This window comes from Pseudomonas hunanensis, from assembly GCF_013393325.1.
Taxonomy (GTDB): Bacteria; Pseudomonadota; Gammaproteobacteria; order Pseudomonadales; family Pseudomonadaceae; genus Aquipseudomonas; species Aquipseudomonas putida_P.
The window spans coordinates 678,046-693,941 of sequence record NZ_QJRC01000095.1 but is presented as its reverse complement, the minus strand read 5'-3'; the positions used below and the strand labels follow the sequence as shown (position 1 = coordinate 693,941).

15 protein-coding genes and 2 pseudogenes are annotated in these 15,896 nt (G+C 54.3%); 7 read left to right on the top strand and 10 right to left on the bottom strand.

The annotated features are described in order from the left end of the window. Positions 1-68 precede the first annotated feature (68 nt). The 4 genes from DM807_RS20025 to DM807_RS20010 form a co-directional block, all read right to left on the bottom strand. A complete protein-coding gene (locus tag DM807_RS20025) occupies positions 69-305 on the bottom strand; it encodes a hypothetical protein (protein ID WP_342356495.1) in 237 nt (78 codons plus the stop codon). Between the two features lie 212 nt (positions 306-517). Beyond that, positions 518-991 carry an OsmC family protein gene (locus tag DM807_RS20020; protein WP_179027786.1) on the bottom strand — a complete coding sequence of 158 codons (474 nt, stop codon included), beginning with the start codon at positions 989-991 and terminating at the stop codon, positions 518-520. 401 nt (positions 992-1,392) lie between these two features. Beyond that, the gene (locus tag DM807_RS20015) at positions 1,393-2,688 is read right to left on the bottom strand and encodes a DUF1254 domain-containing protein (protein ID WP_081336933.1); all 1,296 of its coding nucleotides are present in this window, start codon (positions 2,686-2,688) and stop codon (positions 1,393-1,395) included. Between the two features lie 63 nt (positions 2,689-2,751). Further along, positions 2,752-4,092 (bottom strand): DUF1254 domain-containing protein, encoded by a 1,341-nt coding sequence (locus tag DM807_RS20010; protein WP_342356494.1) that lies wholly within the window; start codon positions 4,090-4,092, stop codon positions 2,752-2,754. 331 nt (positions 4,093-4,423) lie between these two features. On the opposite strand from DM807_RS20010, the pseudogene DM807_RS28180 reads away from it, so the two are divergent. Further along, positions 4,424-4,510: pseudogene (locus tag DM807_RS28180) on the top strand (transporter); the annotation flags it as partial. A gap of 27 nt (positions 4,511-4,537) precedes the next feature. On the opposite strand, the gene DM807_RS20005 reads toward DM807_RS28180, so the two are convergent. Both DM807_RS20005 and DM807_RS20000 read right to left on the bottom strand, forming a co-directional pair. Beyond that, the gene (locus DM807_RS20005; protein WP_060492503.1) at positions 4,538-5,095 is read right to left on the bottom strand and encodes a GNAT family N-acetyltransferase; all 558 of its coding nucleotides are present in this window, start codon (positions 5,093-5,095) and stop codon (positions 4,538-4,540) included. Between the two features lie 111 nt (positions 5,096-5,206). Further along, positions 5,207-6,001 (bottom strand): aminoglycoside phosphotransferase family protein, encoded by a 795-nt coding sequence (locus DM807_RS20000; RefSeq protein WP_177336835.1) that lies wholly within the window; start codon positions 5,999-6,001, stop codon positions 5,207-5,209. Between the two features lie 170 nt (positions 6,002-6,171). Here DM807_RS20000 and DM807_RS19995 point away from each other — a divergent pair. Then, positions 6,172-6,658, top strand: a pseudogene (locus DM807_RS19995) (tyrosine-type recombinase/integrase). A 153-nt stretch (positions 6,659-6,811) separates the two neighbouring features. On the opposite strand, the gene DM807_RS19990 reads toward DM807_RS19995, so the two are convergent. After that, a complete protein-coding gene (locus DM807_RS19990) occupies positions 6,812-7,213 on the bottom strand; it encodes a MerR family transcriptional regulator (protein ID WP_012272655.1) in 402 nt (133 codons plus the stop codon). 73 nt (positions 7,214-7,286) lie between these two features. Here DM807_RS19990 and DM807_RS19985 point away from each other — a divergent pair, with 73 nt between their 5' ends. The 5 genes from DM807_RS19985 (at position 7,287) to DM807_RS19965 (ending at position 13,652) form a co-directional block, all read left to right on the top strand. Next, entirely contained in the window at positions 7,287-8,351 is a 1,065-nt protein-coding gene (locus DM807_RS19985) for an SDR family oxidoreductase (RefSeq protein ID WP_060492506.1), read from the top strand. Positions 8,352-8,471: 120 nt separating this feature from the next. Then, positions 8,472-9,377 carry a DMT family transporter gene (locus tag DM807_RS19980; RefSeq protein WP_060492507.1) on the top strand — a complete coding sequence of 302 codons (906 nt, stop codon included), beginning with the start codon at positions 8,472-8,474 and terminating at the stop codon, positions 9,375-9,377. Between the two features lie 647 nt (positions 9,378-10,024). After that, complete coding sequence (locus DM807_RS19975; protein WP_179027784.1) at positions 10,025-11,170, top strand: hypothetical protein; 1,146 nt, start codon at positions 10,025-10,027, stop codon at positions 11,168-11,170. Then, the gene (locus DM807_RS19970) at positions 11,170-11,634 is read left to right on the top strand and encodes a three component ABC system middle component (RefSeq protein ID WP_179027783.1); all 465 of its coding nucleotides are present in this window, start codon (positions 11,170-11,172) and stop codon (positions 11,632-11,634) included. The genes DM807_RS19975 and DM807_RS19970 overlap by 1 nt, the downstream gene beginning before the upstream one ends. Beyond that, positions 11,631-13,652, top strand: coding sequence for a DUF3732 domain-containing protein (locus DM807_RS19965; protein WP_179027782.1), 2,022 nt, complete (start codon positions 11,631-11,633; stop codon positions 13,650-13,652). Before DM807_RS19970 ends, DM807_RS19965 begins: the two co-directional genes overlap by 4 nt. A gap of 350 nt (positions 13,653-14,002) precedes the next feature. On the opposite strand, the gene DM807_RS19960 is transcribed toward DM807_RS19965, so the two are convergent. The 3 genes from DM807_RS19960 to DM807_RS19950 form a co-directional block, all read right to left on the bottom strand. Beyond that, on the bottom strand, positions 14,003-14,410 hold the full coding sequence (locus tag DM807_RS19960) for an ACT domain-containing protein (RefSeq protein WP_060492517.1): 408 nt from the start codon (positions 14,408-14,410) through the stop codon (positions 14,003-14,005). A 265-nt stretch (positions 14,411-14,675) separates the two neighbouring features. Beyond that, on the bottom strand, positions 14,676-15,035 hold the full coding sequence (locus DM807_RS19955) for a cupin domain-containing protein (RefSeq protein ID WP_060492518.1): 360 nt from the start codon (positions 15,033-15,035) through the stop codon (positions 14,676-14,678). After that, entirely contained in the window at positions 15,032-15,625 is a 594-nt protein-coding gene (locus DM807_RS19950) for a GNAT family N-acetyltransferase (protein ID WP_012272648.1), read from the bottom strand. The genes DM807_RS19955 and DM807_RS19950 overlap by 4 nt, the downstream gene beginning before the upstream one ends. Positions 15,626-15,896: the final 271 nt, after the last annotated feature.

Genomic DNA, 15,896 nt, shown 5'->3' with positions numbered 1-15,896 from the left:
CCAGCGCGCACGCGCATGCCATCGTTCGGCCGCCAAGGCAGAACAATCGTGTGAGGTTTACGAAGGAATCAGGCCCGAGGAGGGCGCCAGTGGTCAGGCTGGGCGCTGGCTACCAGGCTTTCGGTATAGGTATCGGCAGGGTGCGAGGTAGCGAAGGTCAACACAGGCTCCAGCATGCTGACCTGGAGCGCAGTCGCCGTTCGACATTCCTGGCCGACCTTGCAGGTTTTGGTGTCGTGATGGGAGGACTTGCCCTGATCTTGCTCCTGGCAGCAGTCGTGCTCCATGCCGGCCATCATTTGCATACCCATGGCCTGCATGGGGCACGGTTCTATGGGTGAGTCGATACCCGCCATCCCGTTGAAAGGAAGCGCGATAACCAGCAAGAAGAGGGTAACCAGTCGCAAGAAGCGGTTCATGCGGCGAGTGTAAGCGAAGTCGATTAGCGCTGCATTAACGTTGCTTGGCGCGATACCGGGCACGGTGGCATGCGCCAGCTTGCTGACCCACTGGGAATCTAGCGCTGATGGTGAATGACAGCCCTGCATTTGATGGGGAAGTTGACCGAGTTGGCAATGAAGCACTCATGATGAGCATCGTCATGCAGACGCATCGCGAGGTCGATATCCGATTGGCTGCTGATGACGATCTGAGGCCGCAACTCTGCGTCCTTGAAACGCCCCTTTTGCTGTGCATCGCCCTCAACCATCCGGGCCACTGGGTAGTCGACGTACTCCAGCACGTTCACATTGTTGACCGCACACAAATGGAGATACCACAGTTTATGGCAGGCCGAGATCGAGGCCAGCAACATGTCTTCTGGGTTCCAACGATTGGAATTGCCGCGAAAGGCCGGGTCGGCGCAGCCGAGGATTTGTGGCTTGCCCAGGCCTTCTACAGTGAAGTCCCTCTGGTAGGACGTATAGCTGGAAGTACCTTCACCCGTGTTTCCCGTCCAGTTTACGGTAACAGCGTATGCGTGTTCTTTCATCGTAGCGCCTGTGTTGTAAAAGCTGCCCGGAAGATAATGTTGGCCCCTGCCTGTGCTGAAAGTATCTTGCACGCGCTAGGTGGCTTCGCACCAGCACCTGATGATTGCAGTGGTGCATGCTCTTGCGGTGCGTACGCACAGCGTCTTCCAGCGTTCTGGCCTGATGCTATCCTTGCTGACCGGCAGCTCTGGGTTGATAACGGCTAACCCTGATCACACAAGACGCCTCCAGCAGTCAGCTGGGGCGGGGGTTAATTTGCGTGTTTAGAAAAAGTTTCTTTTGCGTCAAGGGAGCAATCAAGGTGTGAAAGGGGCAGGCCCGAAGACGTCTGCGTAACTCAACGGCTCCTGAGCGCACCCTCAGAAGCCTTTACCAGAGAATGCAATACCCTCCGCACGAATCAGTGCGAGGTCACTTCGACGGGCGGGAACTTGTACCCGCCGCCTTGCACTGCCTTGCTCGGGCCATACAACCTCAAGACAATGTAGGCATCCTTTTCGGGAATTGGCAGGTAATTGGGGTTGCTCTCTTCACCCTTGGCGCTCAGCTCAATGGTGTATTCGCCATTGGCATCCGGTTTGAGTGTGCGGTCGCCGCGGCTATGGCGATTGATGGCGTTGTGGGCCATCAGGCGGTTGTCTGAGGCGTAGACGGTAAAGGACCAGAACTGGCTGACCTCGGGCGCCTTGAAGTGCATGGCGTACGACTTACCATTGGCACCATTGATCGGCTTACCGTCGGCAGCGGTCTCGGTGCGCAGGTAGATACTTTCATCTGGGGGCAGCCCCCACTGGCCGATGTAGGTGCCCTCGGCGAACAGGTCACGGGGGCCGTCACCCAACTGCTCGCGGGTGCCCAGCAGCTTGCCGGCGTCGGTCATCTTCGGAGCGAGGTCCTTGATGTGCTTCATGCCCAGTTCCTCACCCTTCTTCGCAGCTGCCAGCTGCTCCTTGGTGAAGTTTTCTTTGCAGGGTTCGACGCCGACTGACTTGTACTGGTCGAGCCATTTCTTGTCGGCCTGGCCCATGTTGCCGTCACACAGCACGAAGTTCACCCGTTGCAGCCAATTGGTCTTGGCTGGGTCGGGGTAAGTGCGCTGCTTGGCTTTTGGGCCGGGCTCGCCCAGGTAGGCCGAAAGCGTACGGACGTTCCAGTCATCCATGTAGGCAAGCGCCTTTTTCTGGTCCTCAGGCCCGGTGGACATGATCCTGCCCATCAATTTAACCAGGTTGGACTCGACACGGATCACTTCGGTGACACTATCGGGCACCGTGCCCTTCCACTGGGGTGAGGCGAACATGAAGTGGCCGCCTTTGGTGTCCCGCGTGCGGGAGCCGATCATGGACGTCGTGTAATGGCCCATGTCCATGGTGTGCAGGATCCAGTAACGACCTTTTTCCATGTCCGGAACGCTGACGATCACGGGTTCTGCGGCGATATCCAGCCAGCCCATCAAGTGCAGCGTGTCATTGTTGATGGTCGGGTGATCGACGTAGGTGTCATCGGCCAGGTGGCGGATGTTCTGAAAGCGATTGAGCGGCGTGTTGGTCTTGACTGCCGTCTCATAGAAGAACTTGTAGGCCTCGTCCATGGAGTAACCATAGATGTAGGCATCTTCCGCCAGCTTGTCGGGGATCTGTGCGAAGGCCGGCACGGCAAGCGAAAGCAGGGCTGCTCCAAGCACCATGGGTTTCATCAAGTCTCCTTGGGCCAGCGGGCCAGCCCCTGTGGTTTGGTTTTCCAAGGTTGTAGGCAGTGCTCAGGGGATTACCCGTTCGAAGTCGGGCAACTTGAAAGTCTTGTTGTTGAACGCTTCGGTGGGACCGTAGAAGCGCATGGCCGGCAATGGGCGCTTGCCGGAGGTGGGAATCCAGTTGGCTTCCTCGCCTTGCGGGGCCGTCGGCCCGACATAGATCGTCACGCCGCCATCGGCATTCTTCTTCATCTTGTCAACGTCGAACGACGACAGCGTGGTGCGGTTGCTGTCGCTGTAGATGAACGAGAAGGTGGCTCGGTCATATACCGTCAGCGCCCAGAACTGCTTTACCGGCATGTCCTTGGGCACATCGAGCTTGTAGAGCTGGCCGGCTTCCAGTGGTTTGCCGTCCTTGTCGGCCATCGCCATCTGGTACGACGTCGCCGGTGAGGCGCTGAGGACTTTAGGCATGTAAGTGCACCAGAAGTACTCCGCTGCCCGTTCGAGCAGGTCGATGCGATCTTCGTAGATGAACGTGAACTTGTGATTGGCATCTGGCTGCAACAGCGAGACGTAGTGCCGATCCGGCCAGTACACGCGCTTGGACATCTCGGTGTCGAACCATTGCTGGAGGAAGAACCAGGCATCGATCGCGGCCTGGTGCATGGCCTTCTTGGCGGTTTCGTCCGGTGCGAAAGGTTTGCCTTTGACGATGCCCAGGGACGACAGCATGCCCATCATGACCTTGTCGTGTTCGCGCACTGGCTCCACGCTCATGATCGCGTGCATGTCTTCGAAGTGACGTTCGTCGTAGAACGGCAGCGTCGGGTAGCGCTCATGGGCAGGGTCGATGAACTTTTGCTGCGGTGGCGACTTGGCTTCAGCCAGGAAGTACATGCGCAGGCGCTTGGCATATTCGTAAGCGTCCTTGGCTGTCTTGCCAGCGGGCGGCACCGAGCGAAACGCCAGGGCGATACGGTAGTTGGGCGAGGCCACGTGAATATAGCCCTTGGGCACTTCGCCTTTGTAATCAGGTGCAGTGAACAGGTACTTGCCGCCTTTGCCTCTGTCGAGCCCTGCCGGGCCTACATCGGCGATAGTAAGTTGCCAGGCGTCCACCACCTGGCCATAAAGGCTACCGTCCGCAGAGGCTGCCGGGATTTCGAGAACCACTGGGCCTTTGCGCAGGTCCGTGTAGGCCGCGATATAAGGCGTGGTGCTGTTGGCAGTAATGGCTTCAAGTTGTGGAGTAGCCGTTGCCGAATAGGCAATGATGTCATTGTCCTTGTAGCCAAGATCCTTTTCGGCAGCACGGCGGAAGGAGTAGATGGCAATCGCCGGCATGTTCCAGAGGATCGCTTCGAACGCACGCTGGTACTTGACCTGGTAATCGAAGTCCTTCACCGAAGGGGTGGCCCCCGCTGGGGGTTGCCCGCCTAAGGGTTCGGTAGCTGCCTGCGCGGTTAAGACAGTACAAGAGGCAATGGTTGTGGCTAGCAGGCATGGCTTCAGACAGGTGACCATCCGAGTCATCAATCCATCAATGGCATCCATGAGGATCTCCTGTGGGCAAGAGACTGCCGGTAGGCCGCTGCTTTGCAGCATGGCCGCCTTCATCGAACTTGAAGCAGTGTAGGTGAGGTTTTCTGGACAATCGGGAAAATGCTTACGTTTTGCACCCGTTCTTTAACGCCGCTGCGGTGGCACGGGTTGCATCACTCGCCAAGGCTGCACCACCACTTATGGCATCACGGAATCGACCTATGACTGGCATTCGCGCGAGTGGTCTATCCCCATCAATCAGACCGTCACCCAACTGCTCAGCTGGCGGCGACTGAGTGCATAAAAACTAGCGGCCGGCAATTGACCTTTCTAACCAGTCAGCACGAGTCATCTCCCATATTTCGACCTCCATCAGTCCAGATACAAATTCTCCTGCCCGCACGTCTACCAAGCGCATACCCTCATGTTTCGAGACCCTGCGAGATGCGTCGTTGGCAACAGCTTTGGGAACCTGCATGACCGGACGCGACAGTGTCTCGAACCAATAGGCATTGATAATCCGGCATGCCTCACGCATGTAGCCCTTTCCCCACCACTGTGGTGCGAGCCAGAAGCCTCTGTTGTTTCCAGGCTGATCATACAAACTGATGCTACCCAGGGTGCAGCCAGCATCGCTGCGCATGCGGATCATCCAGTGCCTTTCACGACCTGCTGCCATAGCAGGCAGGGCGATATCTCGGACATAAACCAGCGCCCCGTCTTCTGGATACGGCCATGGGACACGACGATCCAGGTAGCGAACCACCTCCCAGCAGGGGAATAGCTCCTGAATGATGGGTGAATCCTCCAATTGGAGAGGGGTGAGAACCAGCCGATCGGTGATCAGCGTCGGAAGACAGTCCATGACATTCGTTCCTGGGCATCCCTGTGAGACGTTGATTATCAGTACAGGGCTTTCCTGTGTCGACCGCTCTCTGATTTGTGAAACGTCACTGGCCTCGCCCTACCGTAAAACTCACAAACCGAGCGCCAACGCTGCAAGCTTCGCCACCTCAAGGGGTACATTCGGATCAATGTCGTCCTCGAGCATCCAGGCTGCTGACAACCCGGTCCAGGCGAGCACCCATTGCAACAACCTGCGGCGATCAATTTCGGAAGCTTGTGCCACGACCCCTATACGGCGCTCGAAACAACCTGGAGCCAAAGCGCTTTTGATATCCGGATTGCAGAAAATATTCGCGTAATCGAAGCCGCGCTCACCGTACAGTCCCTTAGGATCGATAGCGAGCCATCCCTTGGGGCCAAAGTCCAAGACATTTCCGTGATGGATATCGCCATGCAGTACCGTGACTTCGCGAGGGCACCTAAAAAGTTGGCGGGCGGTTTCTGCGCTTTGTTCAAATACACCTCTGTGCGTTGCCGCTGCGCTCCATAAGGCTTCGAACCGTTTAACCAGGGGGACCAAAGCAGGTAGCGGTTTTGTACGAGGGATGTGGAGGCGGCGGACCACCGCACAGATAATACGAGTAGCCTCGTCGTCCTGGCCGCAGCTCACCATGTGCCCAAGGGAGACCGAGCCGTTCGCCCGCTCCATGAGTAAGGCCTCACCGTCATGTGCCAGCACGGGAGCTGCTCCTTCACCGTCCCACCAAGCCATAAGCAGGTTGCCTGCTTGCTCTTCTAGCGCTTGCGAGATTTTGAGCATGGCTGGCAGGCCGTGGTGGCGAACGGGCAGTAGATGTCCATTCAGCGAGGCGAAAGCATCACCGTCGATGGTCAGCTCCCATCGTTTCAAGTATTGATCAAACATAAATTTATTAACTTTCGCACTTTCCAGAGCAGCATCATGAATGATTGAGACATAAGACGAAATGTCTGCTTAGGTCAGCACTGCTGACTGTCCCTCGGGTAGCTTTGGGTCGGTTAGCGCCCCTGGATCGGAATTACCATCCTTGTCCTCCCTCACGTGGAGGACAAGCCATGAACACCATTACGACCGGCAGCCATCAACCTTGGAACAAAGGAAAATTGGTCGGGCAGAAAGCCCCGCTCCGACTCAAAGATATCTGGGCCATTCGGGTAAGGCTCCAAATCGCGGAGGAAACTCGTGATTTAGCTCTCTTCGATCTGGCCATCGACAGCAAGCTACGAGCCTGCGATTTGACCAAGCTTCGTGTACGCGACGTTGCGCATGGGGAGCACGTGTCATCGCGAGCAATAGTGATGCAGCAGAAAACCCAGCGCCCCGTGCAGTTTGAGATTACTGAGCAAACGCGGGTGGCTCTGGAGGCCTGGATACATCAAGCCCATCTCCATAGCGAGGATTGCCTTTTTCCAAGCCGGCTACACGCCTCACTGCAACTCTCTACCCGGCAATACGCCCGAATCGTCAAAGCTTGGGTAAAAGCTATACCTGGGCATTGAGGTCGATGACGCATTGGAGATGGCGGAGCAGACGGAGGTCTGACAACTTACAGCGGCGGTCGAGGTATGACCGTCGCTATCCGACCCATAGCGACCATTCGACACCGGCAGTAATTGGCTGATTGGCCGCAAGGTTTCCCGGCAGGCCTGTGAAGGCCTGGAAGCAACTGGTCTTGCGAATGGCCTTGCCGGGAGGTTATGGCGTAGAGGCATGCAGATGTGCAGCTAAGGGAGTAATCAGACCGTTGGCAATGGCACTGGCTTCAAGCTTCGCATGCTCTGCGTTCAGAAAGACATAAGCGGCTTGAAGGGTGGCGATTTTCGCTTGAATTTCGACCATCTTGCTGGCAACTAAAGCTGCGCCTTGCGCGCAATCGATCTTATTGCCTCGCTTGGCTGCAAGAATTTCTCCAATCTCAGCGAGGGAAAAACCGCCACTCTGGGCGCTCTGAATAAAGGCCAGGTCAACAACCGTCTGATCGCTGTAACTGCGGTAATTGTTGGCTTGTCGTTGTGCCACGATAAGCCCGAGCTGTTCGTAATAGCGCAATGTATGCCGACCGACGCCACTGCGGCGCTCTAATTCTCCAACGTTCACACTAAAAACTCCTTGACTGTAGAGCGTGCTCTACACCTTAGCCTGCACCCATTATCCAAACAAGGGATCAGGCATGAGCGTGGAATGCTTCGTCACAGGCGGCAGTGGATTTGTGGGGCAACATTTACTGGCCCGTCTTACTGCTGCAGGGTACAAGACCTGGGTGCTTATGCGCACCCCTGGCAACATTGAGCGTCTTAGAAAACAGGTAGGTCAACTGGGTGGTAATCCCGCCTATATCCATGCCGTTGAGGGCGACATCAGCATAGAGGGGCTTGGGCTCAGCGAAGCGGACAAGCAGTGCGTGTCTTCGACCTCTGTGATCTTCCACCTCGCAGCGGAGTTTTCCTGGGGGCTGACAATGGAGCGCGCCCAATCAGTCAATGTGCTTGGGGCGCTGAGGGTCGCCAAGCTTGCGGCGAGCCAGAGCATCCGATTGCTGATGGTGGGCGGCTTTATGCTGAAAAACCTTAACCACCTTGCCAGTATCGGTGTTGATATAGAGTGCCCTGAAAACACAAGTTGGCACAAAGTCTACGGCCGTGTAGGTGGTTACGAAGGAAGCAAGATCGAGTCACATTTTGCAGTCATCCGTTATATGCAGGATGCGGGCGCGGACTACACGATCGTTCATCCTGCTACGGTGTGTGGCCACAGCGAGAGTGGGCACATACTGGAGGGACAACCTCTGGTCGCACTCATTCGAAATCTGGCACAAGGTCGGTTCAAAGCGGTCCCCGGTTCCCCCAGGCACTGGTTGCCATTAGTCAGCGTTGACTACCTGGTGGCGATGATGACCTATGTGGCGTTCGATCCCTCGATGGCCAACCGGCAGGCGCTGGCGCTCTATGAATACACATTGAGCCTGCAGGGGATGCTTGAGCAGATCGCAAAAACGCTGGAGGTCAAGGCGCCCCGCCGGCATGTACCGATAAGGTTGCTCAGGTGGCTTTTGACGATTCCCGGGCTGGCAGCACGATTTGCGATCAGCGACGAGTCATTGGACTTCATCCAGACGCAGCGCTTCGACATGAGTGATAGCGAGCAATTGGAACGCAAGTATCAGTTAACTCATCCCGATATGGCGCGCACGTTGGAGAAGACGGTGCACTACGTCAAGGATCAGTTTCTCCACTAAAGCAGGCCGGCCGTAATGGCTCAAGAAATACGTAAAACAGCGAGCTCGCGTTCGAAGCGCGTGGCCCTATGTCAGCAAGACCTCTCCGTACTCTAAAGACCCGTGACAAGGAATGTACTAATGCAATCCTATTTTGGCAAAGGCGTCCTCTTTGCACTCTGCGCCGCAGCCCTGAATGCGACAATCGGCGTACTTAGCAAGGTGTTGATGAACAGTGGGTTCAACTCCAGCAGCATCGCCTTAATTAAGACAGTTCTCGGCTGCCTGCTACTGTCAGTCCTGCTCCTGTTTCTCAAGCGACCCGCGACCACTGCCAAGTGGTTTCACGCAGCCATTTGTGCCTTTCTCGGCATTTTCGTGTTGTTCCACTTTGAAACCTCGGCCTATAGCCATTACGCGGCGGCGGGCGTCGTCGTCATTCTGATGGCGAGCGCCTCCATATCGTCGATTCTCTTTGGACGCATGGTCCTTCATGACCCCATTACCGCCAACGCAATGGTTGGCGCCGGCTTGGCCATCGCCGGTATTACGGTGATTTTTGGCGCCGACCTGGGACAAGGCTTCACGCTGCAAGGCGCAATGCTTGCTTCGATTGGTGGATGTGGCTACGGGGCCTTTTCGGTTGCCATGAAAAGGATGGGGGTATCGGGAGGGCTGCATTTCACCCGACAATTGTTGTTCTTTGGCAGCCTGTACCTGCTGATGCCGGCTGCGGCCGATGGTTTCGTGACAGGAGAGCTGTCGCTGCTGGCGATCGCTGTACTGCTGGCGCTGGCCACGCTGCCGACAGTCCTGGGTTTCTTCTGCACCACCAAGGCCATCGAGTATCTCAAACCATCACAAGTGCAGGCGCAGGCGCTGGAGCTGACCGAACCCCTGTTCGCCGCGCTGCTGGCATTTGTGGTGCTCAATGAGGTACCGCGCGAAAGCCTGTACGTGGGAGCGGCACTGATCATCATCGGACTGTGCTTCTCCAATGAACTAATCCGCTTGGGCGGCAAAGTATCTGCCCCTTCGACCGAATGAGTTTTTTCGGACCCTGATAACTTCAACAATCAGTTATTTGAAGTGGCTCAGGAGGCTGGGCGTTGCTGGCCGAAAGTGGACATCCTCCGGGCTACCCAACCTCCAGGTGCTGGCTATCGGCCAAGTTGCTGTCGAGTGACAGGGCAATGGTTGGTCGCTGCCAGGTGGTTTGCAGTGCCGGTGTTCGCGGCTAAAACTGCTCCCACGAAGATTGCGGATGAGCTCTGTGTCAGCTTTGGGTCGTAAGCAGCCTTTCGCGACTGGCCGCTATCGACCCGAAGCAGACGGTCCATGCCTTGAGATCAGCGCCTTTGACATCGAGCGGCGCTCGCTCCTACGTTTGTTTCCGGCCAGTAACGCGTGTGACAGAGGACGCGACTGTGTCGTTTGTGTTAGCTCAATCACCTGAGGAGTTACCAATACAAGAAGAGTGGGCGTTTTGCCAACAAAATGCCATCACGCTACAATCGCGCAGCCGTCGTAATTTTGCACTGTTTAAATAAACAGTGTTGGTCTGGCTTCCCGGGGCACATGTCTGTTGTGCCTGAGTTGATTTTCCCGCTGCGGTTGGCGGATTTGCCAGGATGGCGCTTTATCTCCTGGCGATAATAGCCACTGCAATGGTGGAGCAATAAGCGGAGAATAGTGTGGCTAAACTTGCCAACAATGCAACCAGGCTTCTTGAGGCAATAGACTATCAGTTGATAGTCACGCTTGAGCATTGCTTCGACCTCGTTGAGGGGCAAACACTCTGGCTTGAAGTTTTTGGTGATGTTACCGTCAGCGGCAGTGTCCAGGTTGAAGTTAAGAACTTTATTGATGACCTGACCGATGGGCACATCAATTTCTGGAACACCTTAAAGAACTGGCTGGCTCCAAAGTTTAAGCAAGAAAAATATGCTGAGCTCATATTGCTCACGACACAGTCTTACGGCGCTACTGCGGAGCTCCGTCATTGGAACGACATCTGCGCTGAGGAGCGCCTGGCGTTGCTCACTAGGGTGTTGGAGAATAGCGAGACACGCGTTGCTCATTCTGGAAAGCAACTGTCAAAGTCTGTTAAGACTCAGCAATTTGTCATGTCGCATGAACGGCGTTCCTTATTGCTGGAAGTCATTGAGAAGATCAAGATAATCTCGGATGAGCCAGACCTCAAGACGCGCGCTGTAGGTGCGAGAAGTCGTTTTGGTAAAGGCATCGATCAGTCGAAGCGTAATGATTATTTCCAGTCGCTGTTAGGGTACTTGATAGAGCCGTGCCTTGAAAAAGATGGGTGGAAAGTTACCTATGACGATTTTGGTAATAAAATAGCTAGGTTGTTTGCTCGTTACGGTCAAAACTCTAGAGAATTTCCAGTGGTGGATGCGGCTATATTTGAGGGCGAAGATAAAACAGACTATGCACATCGGCTGTTTGTAAAAAAACTTTATGAGATTGAGTATGCCGCGATTGTGCCTTCCGCTATTCTTGAACATATGGTTGCGGTGCACACCATTACTCACGAGTTTAAGCGATTTACTGTCGAAAAGGTCGATCTCGACAATTACAAGCACGATCAACTGAAACGGCATAGAAGCTTAAGGTCGGCCGAGATGAGGCGCTGTTCCCGAAAGCCGAGGGAGGAGTGGTGTTTAGCGTCTCAGGATTTCTTTGACGCTAGATGCGGTGAACCCGTCGATGGGATGCCCACCTTTGACGGTACCTCTGTAGAGTTTCGAAATGGCATTTGGCATATGCTTGCCGATGACGAAGATGAGGAAGGCAAAGAGAAACTGCACTGGAGGCTTTGGTGATGAGCCTTACGACTATTGATCACATTCATACACTGCAGCGTAGTCCTCTGATCATGGCGCCTATTGTTCATGCCTTCTTCAGTGAGCTGAAAGAAACACAGAAGAATATCTTGCTCGGTTACCTAGTGCTGCCATTCGTATTGCATGAAACTACTGGGGCCTATCTGCGAAGCATCAGTGAGCGCAACACTTGGCGAACCATGGTCGCTGACAAAACCCGGATTGCAGGGGTGCAAAAAAGAATCAACTCACTTCGAGAAGTTACGAATGTCACGATCTTGAGCCTGGTCAACTCAGGTTATCTGACGATTGATGACGACATGGTCGTTAGGGCGACCAAGAAAAAATTCCCACCCTTGCAAGGGCTAGGGAAGCAAATGACCTCTGCCCGCAACCTGGCGAAGCTGCTGGAAAATCGTGAGGCTCCACCTGTTTTCAAATCGCTAGGGATAGTGCAATTATGAAGTGCTACGTAAAATCGGTGGGCGTGATTGATTACGATAATATCATTCACCAAGTCACGTTCAAGCCAGGATTAAATATTATTACTGGCAAGTCGTCGATGGGTAAGAGCGCGATCATCGAAATTTTCGATTTCTGCTTTGGTAATAGCGATGACACTATTCCAAAGGGCGTGATTACCGAGCGCTCAAAGGTGTACTTCACCTTCCTGCAGTTCGAGGCGGAGCTCTTACTTCTGGCGCGCTCACGGAATACCGATAAGCTGTTTATCAGTCCGGTGAAAGGCACACTCGAAGAAATTTTCGTGAAAATGAAGACCGCTAGAGAGTTTTTCTCTTCCAGTCTTTATCTGCCGCTGCGTGAGTTCAAAAAAGAGTTGGGTCGGTATTTTCAGGTCACCATGGCAGATATTGACGAAGACCAAAATCGTCGTGAGCAAGGAAAATCCAAAAGCGCTACGCCCTCTGTGAGGAGCTTTACTTCTTACATGCTTCAGCATCAAAACTTGGTTGCGAACAAGCACGCCCTTTTCTACCGGTTTGACGAGAAGGAAAAGCGCGAGCAAGCCATTGAGCATTTAAAAATATTCATGAACTTTGCGGATCAGAAATATTTTTGGCTGTCTCAGGAGAGCAATCAGCTTAAGGCTGATCTGAAAAAAATTGAAGCGCAAATACCAAAAAACAAGAATGAAAAAGACAAGTTCATCAAGAAAGTCGAAGGGCTGTTAGAAGACTACAAGGCCATTAGTGGCACTGATCTGATCCCGTTGACGGGGGCGCAAATCGCAGGAAGTATTAAAACTTCCTACAAAAAGATACGTGACGCCAACGTACGTATCGACAGCTTGGCAGACACGTACTCCATCCGAAAGAAGGCGTTGGAGGACGAACGGTCTAAGCAGACGGTTATTGTTCGCGGTATACAGGATAAACTGCACGCTGTGCAGTCTTCTATAAGTCTGACTGAAGACTTTGCCAAAGAAGTTACCGAGATCCCGGTGCCCGAATACGCTGAGGTCTGTGATGCTCACTGTCCATTTTGTCATACCCCGAATGAGCAGGTAGAGCAAGAAGCGAACAAGCTCACAGCTGCAATCGGCTGGATGAACCGTGAACTGCGGACTTCATCCTATGCGCGTGAGAGTTTTCGGGATGAAGAAAGCAAATTGATCAAGCTGCTTGCGAAGGAAAAGGAAATCCTTTCTAGTATCCAAGCCAGCATCAATCAGCTCGCCAAGCAAGTCCAAGACCTGAAGAAAAGCAAAACGGTTGATGAAATTGCATTGCGTGTCAAGCATCGGCTCGAAGGTGCTATCGAGGATTATGCTAATCGAGACAATTCAGAATACGAAGGCACACAGAAGTATATCAAGGATAGACTGGCTGAGATAAAGCCTCTGCTGGATGCTTACAACGTCCCTGGCAAGATGGCTGATCTGAGCGACCTCATCAACAGTGAAATGGCGCGCATCGGGGCAGGGTTCGATTTCGAGGAGGCTTACAAGCCCATAAACCTCAAGTTCGATCTGCACACCTTCGATCTATGGCATGAAAGCCCCAACATGGGCAACGTATACCTGCGCTCAATGGGTAGCGGTGCGAACTGGCTGTACACTCACCTAACCCTTTTCCTGGCACTTCATTCAGTGTTCGCCCTCAAGCATGAAGAGGGCTGCAGAATTCCTCCCATTTTGTTCCTGGATCAGCCAACGCAAGTTTACTTCCCAGCCAAGATCGATCATCGAGAAGCAGGATTCGATGCCAAGGCATTGGCGGCTCTCACGGATCGCAAAGAGCACGTGGATGAAGACATCGGTTCGGTGACCAACATGTTCGACAAGCTGGTCGAATTCTGTGCACAAACCGAAAAAGCCACCGGCATCATGCCTCAGATCATCGTCACGGATCACGCGGATGATTTGAAGCTCAGGGGAGAAGCTACCTTTCAATCCTTTGTTAGGGCGACTTGGCGCAAGCGCGGCTTCATTGACGCACGGACGGTAGACACTCTATCGTGAGTCTTGGAGGGCTGCTTACGATGTGACGCTGACCCCCGACCTCCTACGTGCTGTCTCGTTGATTCGCGGTGTTCCACCGCGAAGGTTGGAAAGCCCAGGCGTGCACTCAAAGCCGCTTGGGACTTCCTGGAGACTTTCGCTTGCCATGCAGACTCATGGTTTTTTTCGAAGCCTCAAGGCAGTCAAATCACGTAACTGGCAGAGTGAATCGACCCTGGTTTCGTAGACACCTCGAACGGCTGCAAAGGGTCGATTGCGGCCACTCGCGACCGTCTGCTTTCGATCCAAGGCGGGCGCTCACCATTGTCACATTTCGCCAATAGGCAGCCTTGAAGCATCTTGGCTAGGGGCTAACTGGATTCGCCTGCGCGAGATAAAGCTTGGAGGACATCGATGGCTTTAGCGGCATCATCCTTGGCCACGAAAATGTGATCATGGTAGAACGCGGCGATCACGTTGCAACTGAGGCCAGCCTTTCCGAGTGCGGTCGCGAATGCGGCCGTCAAACCCACCGCATCAAGCGCTGAGTGGATCGTGAGCGTGATCCAAGCCGCCACAAAATTGTACTCAAGGCCCAGTGCATCAGCGCGTTCGCGCTCAATGATGACAGTGAAGCCTTCTTTTTCGCGGAATGTACCAAGTACATCGGTACCCAGAAGCGCGGACGCGTCCGCCACTGTGCAGAATACAAAGTCGCCTTCATTGAGGACTGGGCTCATGCCGCGGAGCAGGGCTGAGATGGATTTTTCGCCTGACATAGGGTACTCCCGCTTGAAAGGCAGTAGTGTGCATTTCAGCGGGTCATTAGTTTAATCAATTCTACTCATTATCGATTAGTTCTACTTATGCAAGATCCCGCCCAAGTCACCTTTCGTTCACCAGGCTAGACCAGGTCTGCCAGACGCGAGTGGCGCCATGCAGTAGAGGGCTGTTGTAGCCTCCTGTGTAGAGCATTCGAGCGCCGCCAGTAGGCAAGCATGCAAACTGTCCTTGCGCTGCGCTCGATGAAACGCAACCCCGTGCCTAGTTCGTGGGCAAGAGGATCACGAAGTTCTTTTTCATATCTTCCAGCACGGTCCATTTCCCCTTGGCGCCCGGCTCGATAATGAACGTGTCCCCAGCGGCCAGTGTGAGGGGGGCGCAACCTTCAAGTTCAATGACGCAGCATCCACTCAGGACATGGCAGAACTCCCAAACTTTGTAGTCGATGCGCCACGCTCCGGTGCTGGCTTCCCATTCTCCAGAAATGCGACCTTGCTGTTCATCGTGATAGTACTTGGACGTCAGCGTATGAGGGGCGCCTTCCACGACCTCTTCAAAAAAAGGCAGGTCGCGCACCGGTTGGATATCCAGTTCGCGGAACACGGTCAGTTTCTTGTTCATGGTTTTTTCTCGAGCACGTTGTGGGTAGGGCGATACATCAAATAGGCTTCGCCGGTTACGCTCAGCATGGGGTGCGGAACGATCTGGCAGGTTTTAACAATTTGAAAACCGTGACGTTCATAGAAGCGGCGTGCACCGTGGTTTTCTGCATAATCGATCAGGCATAGCCCATCCAGGCCAGCGTCGTCGGCGCGCTGCTGGGCGTGGCGAAGAAACTGGACGCCCAGCCCCTGGCTGCGCCAGGCCTCATCTAACGCCAGGCTGGATATGTATAAGGTGGCGGGTATTTCCATGTCGGAATAAGGCGCGAGGACCGGGTCTGTCTCGACAGGCCTGTCAGGGGTCTCGCGCAACGCATAGCTATGCATCATGCCGATGACGCGCCCTTCGAAAGTGGCCATCAAGCAGTTCTTGTAGGAAAAGTCACCCTGTTCCCTGGCATAGCGAGACGCACCGACACTCAGCAATGCTTCTCCTGGCACGGCAAGCTTGCTCCATATGTAATCGGCCATGCCCTCCGATGTCAGTTGAAAGAAGCGCGCAATATCGTGCGCGTCCGCGGCTTGAGCGGGTCTGAATTCGATAGACATGTACGGTGCTCCCATGGGATCGGGTAGTTCGTTTTCAAGGATTACGCCTTTGACAGGGTGGCAGGGTAGGCGGGTTTAACGGTTCCCATCATGCTCTGGGCGAACACCGTCAGCATGGTGTGCGACGCTATCCCACGATCAAAGGCTCGTGGCCGTCTAATGGCTCAAGCCTGGGAAATCGATCGATCAGTTGCCGGAGGTGGTGAGGCGAGAAGCAGGGCAACGTGTACTTCCATGGCGGGATGGCAGGATTCAGCGCGGGTTTGCCTCC

What these genes read in the sequence shown, in the direction of transcription:
- DM807_RS20025 (WP_342356495.1), bottom strand. Translation starts at nt 305, where the DNA reads ATGCAAATGATGGCCGGCATGGAGCACGACTGCTGCCAGGAGCAAGAT.
- DM807_RS20020 (WP_179027786.1), bottom strand. Translation starts at nt 991, where the DNA reads ATGAAAGAACACGCATACGCTGTTACCGTAAACTGGACGGGAAACACG.
- DM807_RS20015 (WP_081336933.1), bottom strand. Translation starts at nt 2,688, where the DNA reads ATGAAACCCATGGTGCTTGGAGCAGCCCTGCTTTCGCTTGCCGTGCCG.
- DM807_RS20005 (WP_060492503.1), bottom strand. Translation starts at nt 5,095, where the DNA reads ATGGACTGTCTTCCGACGCTGATCACCGATCGGCTGGTTCTCACCCCT.
- DM807_RS20000 (WP_177336835.1), bottom strand. Translation starts at nt 6,001, where the DNA reads ATGTTTGATCAATACTTGAAACGATGGGAGCTGACCATCGACGGTGAT.
- DM807_RS19985 (WP_060492506.1), top strand. Translation starts at nt 7,287, where the DNA reads ATGAGCGTGGAATGCTTCGTCACAGGCGGCAGTGGATTTGTGGGGCAA.
- DM807_RS19980 (WP_060492507.1), top strand. Translation starts at nt 8,472, where the DNA reads ATGCAATCCTATTTTGGCAAAGGCGTCCTCTTTGCACTCTGCGCCGCA.
- DM807_RS19970 (WP_179027783.1), top strand. Translation starts at nt 11,170, where the DNA reads ATGAGCCTTACGACTATTGATCACATTCATACACTGCAGCGTAGTCCT.
- DM807_RS19965 (WP_179027782.1), top strand. Translation starts at nt 11,631, where the DNA reads ATGAAGTGCTACGTAAAATCGGTGGGCGTGATTGATTACGATAATATC.
- DM807_RS19960 (WP_060492517.1), bottom strand. Translation starts at nt 14,410, where the DNA reads ATGTCAGGCGAAAAATCCATCTCAGCCCTGCTCCGCGGCATGAGCCCA.
- DM807_RS19955 (WP_060492518.1), bottom strand. Translation starts at nt 15,035, where the DNA reads ATGAACAAGAAACTGACCGTGTTCCGCGAACTGGATATCCAACCGGTG.
- DM807_RS19950 (WP_012272648.1), bottom strand. Translation starts at nt 15,625, where the DNA reads ATGTCTATCGAATTCAGACCCGCTCAAGCCGCGGACGCGCACGATATT.